General features: G+C 35.7%; 18 protein-coding genes and 1 pseudogene. 6 read left to right on the top strand and 13 right to left on the bottom strand.

Annotated elements, in window-relative coordinates; genetic code table 11:
- The coding region (locus A9G11_RS08870) for a VENN motif pre-toxin domain-containing protein (protein ID WP_176701254.1) at positions 1-788 on the bottom strand (788 nt) is incomplete at its 3' end.
- A 337-nt stretch (positions 789-1,125) separates the two neighbouring features.
- Between A9G11_RS08870 and A9G11_RS14815 the strand changes: the two genes are divergently transcribed.
- Positions 1,126-1,356, top strand: coding sequence for a SymE family type I addiction module toxin (locus tag A9G11_RS14815; protein ID WP_065619254.1), 231 nt, complete (start codon positions 1,126-1,128; stop codon positions 1,354-1,356).
- Here A9G11_RS14815 and A9G11_RS08860 read toward each other — a convergent pair.
- Together A9G11_RS08860 and A9G11_RS08855 are read right to left on the bottom strand one after the other, a co-directional pair.
- Complete coding sequence (locus A9G11_RS08860; RefSeq protein WP_065619253.1) at positions 1,346-1,813, bottom strand: hypothetical protein; 468 nt, start codon at positions 1,811-1,813, stop codon at positions 1,346-1,348. The genes A9G11_RS14815 and A9G11_RS08860 overlap by 11 nt on opposite strands.
- Before the next feature lie 11 nt (positions 1,814-1,824).
- Positions 1,825-2,412, bottom strand: a complete 588-nt coding sequence (locus A9G11_RS08855) for a hypothetical protein (RefSeq protein WP_065619252.1) — start codon at positions 2,410-2,412, stop codon at positions 1,825-1,827.
- On the opposite strand from A9G11_RS08855, the pseudogene A9G11_RS08850 reads away from it, so the two are divergent.
- Positions 2,378-2,668, top strand: a pseudogene (locus A9G11_RS08850) (helix-turn-helix domain-containing protein); the annotation flags it as partial. The gene A9G11_RS08855 and the pseudogene A9G11_RS08850 sit on opposite strands and share 35 nt — an antisense overlap.
- Before the next feature lie 86 nt (positions 2,669-2,754).
- Positions 2,755-3,027, top strand: coding sequence for a SymE family type I addiction module toxin (locus A9G11_RS08845; RefSeq protein ID WP_081298501.1), 273 nt, complete (start codon positions 2,755-2,757; stop codon positions 3,025-3,027).
- Between the two features lie 57 nt (positions 3,028-3,084).
- On the opposite strand, the gene A9G11_RS08840 is transcribed toward A9G11_RS08845, so the two are convergent.
- The 6 genes from A9G11_RS08840 to A9G11_RS08815 form a co-directional block, all read right to left on the bottom strand.
- Complete coding sequence (locus A9G11_RS08840; protein ID WP_065619251.1) at positions 3,085-3,420, bottom strand: hypothetical protein; 336 nt, start codon at positions 3,418-3,420, stop codon at positions 3,085-3,087.
- 2 nt (positions 3,421-3,422) lie between these two features.
- Complete coding sequence (locus tag A9G11_RS08835) at positions 3,423-4,364, bottom strand: PilZ domain-containing protein (protein ID WP_065619250.1); 942 nt, start codon at positions 4,362-4,364, stop codon at positions 3,423-3,425.
- 287 nt (positions 4,365-4,651) lie between these two features.
- A complete protein-coding gene (locus tag A9G11_RS08830; protein ID WP_065619249.1) occupies positions 4,652-5,074 on the bottom strand; it encodes a hypothetical protein in 423 nt (140 codons plus the stop codon).
- A gap of 3 nt (positions 5,075-5,077) precedes the next feature.
- On the bottom strand, positions 5,078-5,416 hold the full coding sequence (locus A9G11_RS08825; RefSeq protein WP_218056111.1) for a hypothetical protein: 339 nt from the start codon (positions 5,414-5,416) through the stop codon (positions 5,078-5,080).
- Between the two features lie 146 nt (positions 5,417-5,562).
- Positions 5,563-6,168, bottom strand: a complete 606-nt coding sequence (locus A9G11_RS08820; protein WP_065619247.1) for a hypothetical protein — start codon at positions 6,166-6,168, stop codon at positions 5,563-5,565.
- 2 nt (positions 6,169-6,170) lie between these two features.
- Positions 6,171-7,547 (bottom strand): VENN motif pre-toxin domain-containing protein, encoded by a 1,377-nt coding sequence (locus A9G11_RS08815; RefSeq protein ID WP_065619246.1) that lies wholly within the window; start codon positions 7,545-7,547, stop codon positions 6,171-6,173.
- Between the two features lie 434 nt (positions 7,548-7,981).
- On the opposite strand from A9G11_RS08815, the gene A9G11_RS14695 reads away from it, so the two are divergent.
- Entirely contained in the window at positions 7,982-8,218 is a 237-nt protein-coding gene (locus A9G11_RS14695; protein WP_141674391.1) for a SymE family type I addiction module toxin, read from the top strand.
- 42 nt (positions 8,219-8,260) lie between these two features.
- Here the strand turns inward: A9G11_RS14695 and A9G11_RS08810 are convergent, their stop codons facing one another.
- A complete protein-coding gene (locus A9G11_RS08810) occupies positions 8,261-8,608 on the bottom strand; it encodes an immunity 8 family protein (protein ID WP_065619245.1) in 348 nt (115 codons plus the stop codon).
- A gap of 2 nt (positions 8,609-8,610) precedes the next feature.
- Positions 8,611-10,563, bottom strand: a complete 1,953-nt coding sequence (locus A9G11_RS14065) for a VENN motif pre-toxin domain-containing protein (protein ID WP_081298499.1) — start codon at positions 10,561-10,563, stop codon at positions 8,611-8,613.
- Positions 10,564-11,104: 541 nt separating this feature from the next.
- Between A9G11_RS14065 and A9G11_RS08800 the strand changes: the two genes are divergently transcribed.
- Positions 11,105-11,338 (top strand): SymE family type I addiction module toxin, encoded by a 234-nt coding sequence (locus A9G11_RS08800; RefSeq protein ID WP_065619244.1) that lies wholly within the window; start codon positions 11,105-11,107, stop codon positions 11,336-11,338.
- Positions 11,339-11,398: 60 nt separating this feature from the next.
- Here A9G11_RS08800 and A9G11_RS08795 read toward each other — a convergent pair whose 3' ends face one another.
- Together A9G11_RS08795 and A9G11_RS08790 are read right to left on the bottom strand one after the other, a co-directional pair.
- Positions 11,399-11,755 (bottom strand): hypothetical protein, encoded by a 357-nt coding sequence (locus tag A9G11_RS08795; protein WP_065619243.1) that lies wholly within the window; start codon positions 11,753-11,755, stop codon positions 11,399-11,401.
- 4 nt (positions 11,756-11,759) lie between these two features.
- Positions 11,760-13,160: a VENN motif pre-toxin domain-containing protein gene (locus tag A9G11_RS08790; RefSeq protein WP_065619242.1), complete on the bottom strand. Its 1,401-nt coding sequence runs from the start codon at positions 13,158-13,160 to the stop codon at positions 11,760-11,762.
- Between the two features lie 434 nt (positions 13,161-13,594).
- Between A9G11_RS08790 and A9G11_RS14810 the strand changes: the two genes are divergently transcribed.
- A partial coding sequence (locus tag A9G11_RS14810; protein WP_141674392.1) for a SymE family type I addiction module toxin occupies positions 13,595-13,807 on the top strand: 213 nt, incomplete at its 3' end.

The following is a 13,807-nucleotide window of genomic DNA, read 5'->3' as shown; positions in this document are numbered from 1 at the left end:
CCAAACATGATATGTGACAAACCTTTATTTGCTATTATTTGTGCATCTAGCCAAGCTATCTGTTCAGGAGTTAATTCTTTAATTTGGTTAATATCTCGTGTTTGTCCAACCTTCATGGCTTCTTCTATTTGTGCATTAGTTAAACCAAAATTGAGACCTAATTGCATTAATGCATTTCGACATGATGCAACTTTCATACACGATTCATAACCTTTTTCTAATCCTTTAATTACTCCTCTTGCTAATCCATTATTCTCTACCGCATTTTTACTACTATTCACTCCTGTTGCTATATCACTTTCATCCCCTCCCATACTTGCTATGGTGAGTCCTACCGCTAGCTGAGTTAAGGCACTGATGTTATCTTTTTCTTCTTCCGTTAGGTCTTTTACATCTCTATCTCCATATAAGGCTTTTTGGATAATTGGGGCTGCTATCTCCCCTGAGACTGCACTCGCTCCGCCTACTACTCCTGAGTGACCTTGTAGCTCCGCTACTACTGCTCCCAGTATTGCATGTGCCACTAAATTCGCTACCGGACTATCTGTTTTCCATTCCCCATTTTCCGAATGACCTGTGTGGAGTTTTATCTGTTCGGCAACCCATGGCGCTCCTGCTCCTGCTAATCCGCCTGTTATATCGCCTGTGATAATTCCGGTCACTATCGCTACCGCTGAGTCTACTCCTTTACTAAAGTCATTACCCATCTTGCCTTTAGTTGAGTCCTTACCCGCATCCTTGTTAAGGTCTTTCTCCAGTTGTTTTACTTGTGCGGCTAAATCTTTCAACCCCGTTACGATATCTTGTTTTCGTTGCTCTTTCTCTTTGTCAAAAATTGGTTTGAGTTTTTGATGCGCATTATCGGTATCATGACTTAGTTCATTGATATCTTGTTTTTGCCCCTCTTTATCACGAACGATTAATTCGCCTTCCGATATCGCTAAGTGGGTAATTTGTGTGCTTTGATGATGTAAAAATAATTCAGGAGTCTATACCGTTTAATCTTATCAAAACAATTGAAGTAAAATTTAAAAACCGGGGATTTTTAAAGTTATTTCAGGAAATTGAGACGTTACCGGAAGAAAAAAACATGATGAAGATATTTTTGGATGCTTTTTTTAAGGCATGAAGCAACTTAAACTGCTAGCTAAAACTCATTCTAAGCTAAAATCAACCACAGATAAAGCACCAGCACCACAAGGCACAAAACCCAACCCCAGACAACAACCGACCATTAAGGGCCGGTGGCTAGAGCAATTCGGCTTTTATGTAGGCTGCCCTGTTATCATTAAGATTGAACAGGGCAAGTTAGTTATAGAGCCTGATTTATTAAAAAAGGAATTTGTTAACATATAATTTCATAAAGTGTGTCAGGCGGCGCTTGATATGCTTCAAAATCAGCATGAATAATTTCTCTCATTTCAGAAAAACTTATTTTTTTAATTGTTTCTATTTGGTTGCATTCAGTCATGGATACAACCATTTTAGATGCATTAGTAATTTTGATCATATCAATCAATGTATTAATAAGTATATCTAGACGTTCTTTCGGATCTGCAGGAAAACCAATATCTGTATCTGGTGCATATTCATCATAATCTATTAAATAAGTAGCATTAGGATAACCAGGAACATCCCCTATTAAAAAAGAAAATATATTATCAGTGGGAATTAGCTTATCGGGGTAATTATATAATTCCTTTTTAGAGATCTTAAGAATACCCAATTGGCTATTCTTAATAAATTCAGATAACTTTTCAAGTTTATCTTGATTTAAAACTGGTTCTATATAACCACAAACATCATTTGACATGTTAATTTCCTTTATTTATCTAAAATCCAAGGTCCAACGGGCTTACCATTTTCATCAATTTGTCTGTAATAACTTTTATCTTTATATATTTTGCCGTTATAGGATTTATAAGTTTGCTTATGTTCATGCGGAACTACTTTTCCATTTTTATCAAACTCAAGGTTACCGTGTATTCTTTGCTGCCCATAATCTTCTCTTGAGAACATATTACCTTTTTCATCATAATAAGTAACACTTCTAGAACCATCTGCTCTCGATACCTCATAAATTAAGTTTGGCGTAGAGGTTTTTGGTGCTTTCCCTGATGGTACAATGGTGTGTTCAGTAACAACTTTATTTGTAGCAGGGTTAATAATTGGGTTGGATGATGTACTATTCGTCCCCTTTCCGGGAATAGAATCATTACCATAACTTATTTCCTTTGGTGCTTCAACATTAGTCGTATCAGTAGGTTTTTGATTATACTCTCCTTCTTCATATTTCCAATTTGATCCTGGTTTAGTTTTACCTGCATCCTGACCTTTTGCTGTTGTAGCTACCTCAGTTCTCTTTCCGGCAAGAAGTAGTGCTAAACTGGGATTACAGCTTTCACAGTACAACAAGTATGAGTCAGGTATGCATATTCCGCCTGCGGATAAACTGATATTGCTTGCTGAACTCTTTATTACATCCATTGATTATTTATTAATAGGAACGTATGACGAACATTCAACAATGAGTAATACGCGGTTATTTGAAAGATTTAAGGCATTAACCAACTGTCCTCAAGAAGAACAAGAGACTGTCATTAAATTAATTGATGCGGTTATTGTTAAAAATCGAGTTGAATCGGCATTGCTGCCTGTTGATAAATAGCGATTAATTGTTTAAACGCAGACTGGCTGTGTGCGACCACAACCAATCTGCTAATCACAACAACTAGCAACTAAGGAGTAGTTATTATGACTAACGCCCATTCTACGGCAAAAACAGCTAAAACCAAAACCACCAGTAAAACCCTACGCAAGATATCGCAACGTCATTACACTGTTGGCTATATCAGCGTCCGCCACGAACCCAAAGCCAAAGAGGCTTGCACTCATTACAGCAAACACCCTGCACTGCATCTTAAAGGTAATTGGCTTGAGACGGTGGGATTTACTTCCGGGCAACCTGTCACCATCATAGCTAAAAAAGGTAAGTTGATTGTCAAGCTTGCGAAGCAGATCGCATAATCAAAAGATAATTAACTCAGTTCTGCGAAGTGGATCGCAAAACTGGGTTAAACATTTTTAAGATTGATACAAAGGAGATTCTTGCATTGCAGGTTTAATCTCATCAAACCAAGCTTTATAAACAAGTTCTTTAGGGTAGTGATTATAAAAATTCTCTATCTTATCTAAATCAACTTCAATAGCTTTCTCAAGCTGTTTATAACATTGCATATATTGTTTTTGGGTTAATTCACTAAAATCAATATATCCAAAAAACATATCATAAAAAATATAAACTTTTTCATCAACACCCACTTGCTGAATATAAGGTCTCCAATAATCAGCAAGAACATCAATAAATGTAGAACCAAAACCTGTAACATTATCTTTACCAAAAACAAAAGCATTTGCCATAATTACCTCATAATATAAATTTTTGATTGCTGTGATTTTGATAAAGTATTGATATAGCGCTCAAGTCGTTGTTGATTTTCAAGTGTCAACTTTCTAAAATCCAAAGGAACAATATCAGCTTTATCTAAATGAGTATGAAGAACTTTAATATTGTTATCCCAATTCTTGTTAAAAAATTGATTCATGGCATTGATTTCTTTTTCTGTACCATTAGCAGTGGTGAACATAAAATCAACTGTTTTCCCCTTATTTGGACCGCTTGTAAAAACAAAATCAGCTAAATTATCATTATCTTTAATACGTTCAACTTTTCCACCTAACAATTTTTCTAAATCAGCCGCATCTGATCCTTCAGCTAACTTTACTTTTCCTGCATGTGGATCTACTGTTAATTTGCCAACACGATCAACCTCTCGCTTTATTGTATCTAACTCTTTTGCAGTTAATTTATTGCTAGAAGAAAGGCTTGAAGAAGCTAAATCACCTAATTTTTTCGCTGATACCAAACCTGTTGCAGCATTAAATAACAAATCACCATCAGATTCAGAAATATTTAGTAATTTTGCCAGTTCTTTGCCTGTTTGTGTTGTATAGCTTTTACCATCGATAATAACAGATACTCCCGTCATGCTATTATCAACTGCAGACCAAGACAATAAGGTACTTGCTGCACAACCTATAACCGTTGTACATGCTGGTGATAAAGTAATGGCTAAAACCCCTTCTCCTAATGCAAATCCAACTTGGAAGACACCTCCTAATCGGGTTGTCACACTGTATTCATTATTAATATAGGCGACTGAATCTACAAACTTATCACCACTTGTATATTCAAACAATTTTTCAACTGTTTCATAAGTAATCGGATAAAAACCAATTGCATCAGGTACAATATTGGTTTTTATATACTCTAGTACGGCAAGTGCTTCTCTATAAGCTTGCAACTCATTACTGTTACCTAACTCTTATAGTTTTTGGTATACCTCTTTCATCGGGTCATCGTCAGCAAATTCAGCTGAACAATTGATTAATGCACAAGCTGCAGCTTGATAAAGCAACTTTTTAGATGTTAACTATGGCTAAGAGATATTCTACGCTAAAATCAACCACAGACAAAACACCAGCTCCACAACCCAATGAGCGGTTTTATACCGTCGGTTACGTGCCACAAGGCACAAAGCCCAACCCCAGACCGCAACTGACCATTAAAGGCAAACAGCGACAAAATGGTTTATCTATTAATTATCCTAGGCTCTTCGAAATAAGGAGAATTTTTATAATCTTCTAACCAAGAATTATCTGTTGAAAAAATAAATCCTTCCAATCTTTTAAAAGTATTATTTAGTATTTTCAATTCAATAATTATTTTGTCAAAAAAGGTTTCGTAATGTAAATCAATATATAACCTATCTTGAGGTAAAATTTTATTGGAAATATATTCTCCAATATTATACTGTATTTCATTTATTTCATTAACTGGCATTATATAAAGTACATCGACGCCATCTCGACTCATAACAAATTCAACAAAATTCTGTGTAATTCTTGACTTAAACATAACTGTTTGATCATCAACAAGAGTAATCTCTAATTTTTTCTTTTTAATTAAATCAAAAAAAATTTCTTTAATAATCAAATCAAAGTGATATGTCATAATCTATTTTCCTTTTATCATTTGGTTAGTTTTACTATCAAATTTATAACCATTCTCAAGCAAATAATAATATTCCCTACCAAATCCAGTAAGCTCTTTGGAGCCTGTTATTCTATTTGTTTTGTATAGTTTAGAATCGATAGGGCTGGTAGCCAAAATAATATTATCTCCTCGTTTTATCGCATTATCTAACCACGGCTTATTATATTCATTCCAAAATTGCGTTGGGTTTTTATAATACTCATCTGGTGTGTTAAGTAAATTAAATCCTCCTTTTCTAGCACCAAAGTCCGTCGATTTTTCTAAATTTAGTTCTTTTATAATGTATTGAGTATCATCCATATATGTACCTAGAATTGTTGTGGTTTTATTTGGATCGGTTGTAAGAAATGCACCAGATGTTGCTTTGTGATTTAATTCATGAATTCCCTTTCCGGCATTAAATTAAATTTAAAAAAATAAAACCCTACAAATGTAGGGTTTATCATTTATTTCTGATATATTCTAGGGAAATATTCGTTGATTTTATCATTATCAAGCAATCGATCAGTGGTAAAATCAACCATGTCAGAAACGGCTATTCCATGACGTAATTCTTCAGGAAAATCTGCAATTGAGGCATAGACGGTTGGCATCAAATACCTGAAATAGTCCCCCATTTTAGTATTACCATTAAAGCCAACAGGATAATCTTCACCTTCAAAACTACCTTCAATTCCATGATAAACAAAAAAGCCTTTCCTTGATGGTAAGTTACATTCAATTGGTTTTTGTTCGTAGTGAGAACGTTCTTGTATAAGTTGTTCAACATCTTTTCTAGTTGGTAAATAATCAAATCTTAAACCTGAATAAAGATCTAATACAGTCCTACCACATTTATTATTAGGGTAGGACTTAAATATTTCTGATTCTTCCCACATATAATCAGTTAATTGGTCTAATAATAATTCTAAATTATTGATTGACAGAAGAGCTTTAGGTAAATTACCAAAACAATTGTTTACCATCACAGCAATTCGACCGAATTGATCCATAGCAAACCAAGTGTATATGGTTCCAAATTCGGGTTTCCAATGTATATTTAAAATACTCATATCTATTTATCCTTCGGCCATGTTATCTGACAATTTTCACAAGGCTTTATAATTGAATCTTGTGTAATTTTACCTTGCTCATAGACCGTTCTTGGTCTAACTGCGTCAGTAAACTTAATTCTCTCAGGAGCCACTCCTTGACGAATTAACTGATCTGCTGCTGAAACTTCAGCACATGCCCCTGCTTTATTTTTACAAAAACTTGTAAACTCTCCGATTTTAACACCTAATTGCTGTTCAATATACTTTACTGTTTCAGGATGTAATGCTTCAGCAGTTATATTAGCGTTACTATTGCCTATAGTGATTTTACCCGTCACAGGGTCATATGCACCGACCATTGTTGCATTTTTATTAGCTTGAGATTTCGATGTAAAGCTATTAATTTCATCAAGTAAATTTTTTTGTGCTTGAGCTGCGACTTTATCCGCCTGTGCGACAGCATTCCCCTTTCCGGCATTAGCGTTATAACCCATCGCTGCAGCTAAAGATTTCGATACAGAATCTGCTATTAAAGCCCACCTATATTCCTTTTTAACTTCAAGCAAAGGTCTACCACTTACTTTTGATATTGCTTCAATGTCTTTCCAATAACTTACCGAATCCCTGTCTAATCCTAATAATATATTATCAAGGTTATTCGAATCTTCTCTGTAAACATCACTATATTTTATAGTTCTTGCAGCTTCTTCGGCATATTCATTTTGAATTTGCCATGCTTCTTGTAGTAACCCTTGACAAGCTGAACTTGATATATTACCTGCATAACAAGTTTCTAGCAAAACCAGATCACGTTTTTTATCTAATTTTTCAAAGTACTCTAATTCTTTCTTTTCATCTTCCGTTAACTCCTCACCTTTCCAGTTCGGTTTTATCCAAGATAACTCAGCTTTTCGTCTAGCTTCGGAAAGTTTTAAATAATTATTCTCAACCGCATTTTTACTACTATTCACTCCTGTTGTTATATCACTTTCATCTCCTCCCATACTTGCTATGGTGAGTCCTACCGCTAGCTGAGTTAAGGCACTGATGTTATCTTTTTCTTCTTCCGTTAGGTCTTTTACATCTCTATCTCCATATAAGGCTTTTTGGATAATTGGGGCTGCTATCTCCCCTGTGACTGCACTCGCTCCGCCTACTACTCCTGAGTGACCTTGTAGCTCCGCTACTACTGCTCCCAGTATTGCATGTGCCACTAAATTCGCTACCGGACTATCTGTTTTCCATTCCCCATTTTCCGCATGACCCGTATGGAGTTTTATCTGTTCGGCTACCCATGGTGCGCTTGCTCCTGCTAATCCACCTGTTATATCACCTGTGATAATCCCTGTCACTATCGCTACCGCTGAATCTACTCCTTTACTAAAGTCATTACCCATCTTGCCTTTAGTTGAGTCCTTACCCGCATCCTTGTTAAGGTCTTTCTCCAGTTGTTTTACTTGTGCTGCTAAATCTTTCAGCCCCGTTACGATATCTTGTTTTCGTTGCTCTTTCTCTTTGTCAAAAATTGGCTTGAGTTTTTGATGTGCATTATCGGTATCATGACTTAGTTCATTGATATCTTGTTTTTGCCCCTCTTTATCACGAACGATTAATTCGCCTTCCGATATCGCTGAATGGGTGATTTGTGTGCATTAATGATGTAAAAATAATTCAGGAGTCTATACCGTTTAATCTTATCAAAACGATTAAAATAAAATTTGAAAACCGGGAATTTTTAAAGTTATTTCAGGATATTAAGACGTTACCGGAAGAAGAAAAACCATGATTAAGATATTTTTGGATGCCTTTTTAAGGCAAGAAGCAGATTAAACTGCTAGCTAAAACTCATTCTACGCTAAAATCAACCACAGACAAAGCACCGGCACCACAACCCACTGAGCGATTTTATACCGTCGGTTACATGCCACAAGGTAAAAAACCCAACCCCAGACCACAACTGACCATTAAAGGCAAGTGGCTGGAGCAATTCGGCTTTTATGTAGGCTGCCCTGTTATCATTAAGATTGAACAGGGCAAGTTGATTATTGAACTTGCGATGCAGTTCTAAAAGATAATAAGTAAGATCCACACGGGTTAGGTGGGGATTTTACTATGATTGATAATCCTCATATTCCCAAGCAAAGTACCTTGATAGTTTCTGAGCTGTTTCCAACCAAGTATCGCAAGTACATTTTTCAATACATTTATTTATTGTGTCTTTTATTTCGTCAAAATCATATTTTCTAACTATTAACATATGACGAATTAACTCTGGTAACCATTGATGCTTACATAACCATTCTGGTGTACATACAAACAGATCAAAATATTCACTACCAATTTCATTATCTGGACCTATAGATAAAGTTAGCGTTATCCCAAAAAGGTTCTCTACTTCAGGAAAATATATAGCTGGATCATATTCTATAGAGCCCACTGATTTTAATAATACTTTCATTCTTAATCCTTGATATTTAAATGCCCATTACCTACTTTTATTCTCTTACCTTTATCATCAAATTTATATGTTTCAAAATTAGCTTGAACACCTGTTTCTGCATAAGAGCTATTAGGTTTATTGGATGGAGGTCGATAACCTCGAGTACCATCTGCACTAATCCATCCTCCATCAGATGTTTTCTTAGCCCCTTCACCAACCCATTGCATTCCTAATTTGTTCGCTTCTGCAGTAGTACCTGAGCCAACACCATAATTTAATTTTCCATTATGACCGTTAACTACATTGTTTAATCTAGGATCTTTTTTAGCTATATTTTGTAGATTTTCATTTGATAAATCTTCTTTTAATTTTTGTTTATTTGAAGCATTGTGTGCCTGATTTGTATTATTCCAATTTTCAGCCAACTTGCTTTCATTATTGGTATGTTGTTCAAAGTTACTTGATTGATTACCTTTTTGATTTGTAATCTGATTATCGTGTATTTTATCCTTAGTCTCTTTATAATTTCCACCTCCTTGTTGAACATTTCCTTTTCCATATTCTGATTCAAAATAATCTTTATCTAGTGGTTTATTATTTAGATCCTTTTCATTTTTTACATGTTCACCAAAATTACTACTTTCATTAGCTTTCTGATTTGTAACTTGATTATCGTATATATTATCCTTAGTCTCTTTATAATTTCCACCACCTTGCTCAACATTGCCTTTTCCGTATTGATGTTCTAAATCTGTTTTGTTTAATGGTTTATTTGCATTCGTCCCCTTTCCGGCGGTAGAACCTGCATCAGAAGCACCATCTATAATACTTTCTTTTGTCGTCCTCCCCTCTTCGACATTTACCTCTTTAATATTATGATTTTCTGAATTTTTATTTCCTTTCGGTGGAAGCACCTTTCCATTCATTGCTTCACTTATGATTTTACCATATAGAGCATTAGAAGCTAACATCAAGGCATCTTCATAACTCAGACCTTCATTCCGGATTTTATGTATTATTTGATTTACATTTGGTGCTGATGCAAATGAACCAAGAATCGCATCATGAATAAATTTCTCTTGTATTTCTGATTCTGATAAACCTTCAGAACGCCATTTATTAAGTAAAACTAATCCCCTTATTTCACTTAAATAAGGATTATTAACTAGGCCTGTTTGTGTAAAATCCCAACCTGATGCATCATAAATATCCCAACTGCCAAATGAATGATTCCAACGATTATCAATTTGACCTTCCATTATCCCGTCACGCATTGCATCAGAATACCATGAGACTAATAGAAAATATTCATCTTCTGATAAACCACCTGATCTATATAGCTCTACTAATTTTTGCCCCGCTTCTTGTTCTTTTTGCATATATTCATTGTAAACATTATTTCTACATTCATCTGTTTTACAATCGTTATATTGTTCTTGTAATTTATCTACTTCATCATAACCTACAATATCTTTGATTTTTTCCCAAAGTTTTCTGCTTTCTTCATTAAGTTTTTCAACTCCTCGTTTGTTACTTAATAAGTTATTCTCAACCGCATTTTTACTACTATTCACTCCTGTTGTTATATCACTTTCATCGCCTCCCATACTTGCTATGGTGAGTCCTACCGCTAGCTGAGTTAAGGCACTGATGTTATCTTTTTCTTCTTCCGTTAGGTCTTTTACATCTCTATCTCCATATAAGGCTTTTTGGATAATTGGGGCTGCTATCTCCCCTGTGACTGCACTCGCTCCACCTACTACTCCTGAGTGACCTTGTAGCTCCGCTACCACCGCGCCCAGTATTGTATGTGCCACTAATCTCGCTGTCTCATTATCACCTGCTTGTTTTTTTATCTCTCCTGCTATCCATGGCGCGCTTGCTCCTGCTAATCCGCCGGTTATATCGCCTGTGATAATTCCGGTCACTATCGCTACCGCTGAGTCTACTCCTTTACTAAAGTCATTACCCATCTTGCCTTTAGTTGAGTCCTTACCCGCATCCTTGTTAAGGTCTTTCTCCAGTTGTTTTACTTGTGCTGCTAAATCTTTCAGCCCCGTTACGATATCTTGTTTTCGTTGCTCTTTCTCTTTGTCAAAAATTGGCTTGAGTTTTTGATGCGCATTATCGGTATCATGACTTAGTTCATTGATATCTTGTTTTTGCCCCTCTTTATCACGAACGATTAATTCGCCTTCCGATATCGCTGAGTGGGTGATTTGTGTGCTTTGATGATGTAAAAATAATTCAGGAGTCTATACCGTTTAATCTTATTTAAACGATTGAAGTAAAATTTGAAAACTGGGAATTTTTAAAATTATTTCAGGATATTAAGACGTAACTGGAAGAAGAAAAACCATAATGAAGATATTTTTGGATGCCTTTTTAAGGCAAGAAGCAGATTAAACTGCTGGTTAAATAGAATTGAAGTAAAACAATCAGTAAAAACAGACAACCGACGCAGTAGCAACAAACAACAATCTGCTACAACTGTTAACTAGATAGGTGTTAACTATGGCTAAGAGATATCCTACGCTAAAATCAACCACAGACAAAGCACCAACATCACAACCCACTGAGCGGTTTTATACCGTGGGTTACATGCCACAAGGTACAAAACCCAACCCCAGACCACAACTGACCATTAAAGGCAAGTGGCTGGAGCAATTCGGCTTTTATGTAGGCTGCCCTGTTATCATTAAGATTGAACAGGGCAAGTTAGTAATAGAGATTGATTTACAAGTTTGAAAAACTGCAATAAAAATCCTACTATCAAGCAGGAACATTTTAATTTGATTTTTATATTGTTTAAGTAAGTTGATAACGTTCATCTTTAACAATATAAGGTTCAGCTATTTCATTCCAAACTACCTGCGCCATTTTTTGCCATTCGGTTGGTTCTTTTTGTTTTGCAATGTAGTCTCTAATTAATTTTACGGATTGATTAAATTGTTCCTTATCTAATTCAACAAACGAATAAAACTTCAAGTATTCACCTTCTTCTGGCTTTATGATTTCGTGTAATTGAGGATAATCAGGCAAAAATACTGCGTCGAGCAAATCTCCAAAGGCATCCCAATAACTTCCGTTTACATATGTTGATTTAAATTTATCTTCAATTTTTTCTATCGAATCATCCCGACTAAAAATTATAGATGCACCCATTGTATTACCTCATAATAATGATTTTATTTTGTTGCGTTTTAGGTAAGGTTTTTATGTAATCTAAAAATATTTTTTGATTATTTGGCGTAAGAACTCTGAAATCAACAGGGACAAAATCAGCTTTTTTCAAATGATCTTGGATAACGATTTTTCCGTTACCTGTATTCATATTTTTTTCGTAAAATTTATTTAATCCATCAATTTCTTTTTGCGAAAGCTTATCTGTTGTATATAAAGCATCTACCGTTTTACCTTTATTAGAACCTGAGGTAATGACAAAGTCGGGAGATGCGCCCTGTGTTGCTCCTGGTGGAGGAGTATAACGCTCCATTTTACCTAATGCATGTTCAAGCTGCGCAGCTGCTGCTGCTTCAGCTGGTTTTAATTTTCCACTTCCCCCTAAGTCTGGAGTATTAAGGCGGTTTTGCCCTTCTAGTGGAGTTTGATTTATTTTTATTTCATTCAAACCATCACTATTTTTTATTATTTGTCCATTCATCCCCTTTCCGGCATTAGCGTTATAACCCATCGCTGCAGCTAAAGATTTCGATACAGAATCCGCTATTAAAGCCCACCTATATTCCTTTTTAACTTCAAGCAAAGGTCTACCACTTACTTTTGATATTGCTTCAATGTCTTTCCAATAACTTACCGAATCCCTGTCTAATCCTAATAATATATTATCAAGGTTATTCGAATCTTCTCTGTAAACATCACTATATTTTATAGTTCTTGCAGCTTCTTCGGCATATTCATTTTGCATTTGCCATGCTTCTTGTAGTAATCCTTGACAAGCTGAACTTGATATATTACCTGCATAACAAGTTTCTAGCAAAACCAGATCACGTTTTTTATCTAATTTTTCAAAGTACTCTAATTCTTTCTTTTCATCTTCCGTTAACTCCTCACCTTTCCAGTTCGGTTTTATCCAAGATAATTCAGCTTTTCGTCTAGCTTCGGAAAGTTTTAAATAATTATTCTCAACCGCATTTTTACTACTATTCACACCCGTTGCTATATCACTTTCATCCCCACCCATACTTGCTATGGTGAGTCCTACCGCTAGCTGAGTTAAGGCACTGATGTTATCTTTTTCTTCTTCCGTTAGGTCTTTTACATCTCTATCTCCATATAAGGCTTTTTGGATAATTGGGGCTGCTATCTCCCCTGTGACTGCACTCGCTCCACCTACTACTCCTGAGTGACCTTGTAGCTCCGCTACCACCGCTCCTAGTATTGTATGTGCCACTAATCTCGCTGTCTCATTATCACCTGCTTGTTTTTTTATCTCTGTTGCTATCCATGGCGCGCTTGCTCCTGCTAATCCGCCGGTTATATCGCCTGTGATAATTCCGGTCACTATCGCTACCGCTGAATCTACTCCTTTACTAAAGTCATTACCCATCTTGCCTTTAGTTGAGTCCTTACCCGCATCCTTGTTAAGGTCTTTCTCCAGTTGTTTTACTTGTGCTGCTAAATCTTTCAGCCCCGTTACGATATCTTGTTTTCGTTGCTCTTTCTCTTTGTCAAAAATTGGCTTGAGTTTTTGATGTGCATTATCGGTATCATGACTTAGTTCATTGATATCTTGTTTTTGCCCCTCTTTATCACGAACGATTAATTCGCCTTCCGATATCGCTGAATGGGTGATTTGTGTGCATTAATGATGTAAAAATAATTCAGGAGTCTATACCGTTTAATCTTATCAAAACGATTAAAATAAAATTTGAAAACCGGGAATTTTTAAAGTTATTTCAGGATATTAAGACGTTACCGGAAGAAGAAAAACCATGATTAAGATATTTTTGGATGCCTTTTTAAGGCAAGAAGCAGATTAAACTGCTAGCTAAAACTCATTCTACGCTAAAATCAACCACAGACAAAGCACCGGCACCACAACCCACTGAGCGATTTTATACCGTCGGTTACATGCCACAAGGTAAAAAACCCAACCCCAGACCACAACTGACCATTAAAGGCAAGTGGCTGGAGCAATTCGGCTTTTATGTAGGCTGCCCTGTTATCATTAAGATTGAACAGGGCAAGTTGATT

The organism is Gilliamella sp. wkB108 (genome assembly GCF_001690195.1).
GTDB lineage: Bacteria > Pseudomonadota > Gammaproteobacteria > Enterobacterales > Orbaceae > Gilliamella > Gilliamella apicola_L.
Note: the sequence above shows the minus strand (reverse complement) of the source record. Positions and strands in the feature narration are given on the sequence as shown.

Bases quoted from the DNA above. Each gene is read 5' to 3' on its own strand.
- A9G11_RS08845 (WP_081298501.1), top strand. From the start codon at position 2,755: ATGACTAACGCCCATTCTACGGCAAAAACAGCTAAAACCAAAACCACC.
- A9G11_RS08840 (WP_065619251.1), bottom strand. From the start codon at position 3,420: ATGGCAAATGCTTTTGTTTTTGGTAAAGATAATGTTACAGGTTTTGGT.
- A9G11_RS08800 (WP_065619244.1), top strand. From the start codon at position 11,105: ATGGCTAAGAGATATCCTACGCTAAAATCAACCACAGACAAAGCACCA.
- A9G11_RS08815 (WP_065619246.1), bottom strand. From the start codon at position 7,547: ATGGGTAATGACTTTAGTAAAGGAGTAGATTCAGCGGTAGCGATAGTG.
- A9G11_RS08790 (WP_065619242.1), bottom strand. From the start codon at position 13,160: ATGGGTAATGACTTTAGTAAAGGAGTAGATTCAGCGGTAGCGATAGTG.
- A9G11_RS08830 (WP_065619249.1), bottom strand. From the start codon at position 5,074: ATGACATATCACTTTGATTTGATTATTAAAGAAATTTTTTTTGATTTA.
- A9G11_RS08795 (WP_065619243.1), bottom strand. From the start codon at position 11,755: ATGGGTGCATCTATAATTTTTAGTCGGGATGATTCGATAGAAAAAATT.
- A9G11_RS14815 (WP_065619254.1), top strand. From the start codon at position 1,126: ATGAAGCAACTTAAACTGCTAGCTAAAACTCATTCTAAGCTAAAATCA.
- A9G11_RS08860 (WP_065619253.1), bottom strand. From the start codon at position 1,813: ATGTCAAATGATGTTTGTGGTTATATAGAACCAGTTTTAAATCAAGAT.
- A9G11_RS08825 (WP_218056111.1), bottom strand. From the start codon at position 5,416: ATGGATGATACTCAATACATTATAAAAGAACTAAATTTAGAAAAATCG.
- A9G11_RS08820 (WP_065619247.1), bottom strand. From the start codon at position 6,168: ATGAGTATTTTAAATATACATTGGAAACCCGAATTTGGAACCATATAC.
- A9G11_RS08810 (WP_065619245.1), bottom strand. From the start codon at position 8,608: ATGAAAGTATTATTAAAATCAGTGGGCTCTATAGAATATGATCCAGCT.
- A9G11_RS14065 (WP_081298499.1), bottom strand. From the start codon at position 10,563: ATGGGTAATGACTTTAGTAAAGGAGTAGACTCAGCGGTAGCGATAGTG.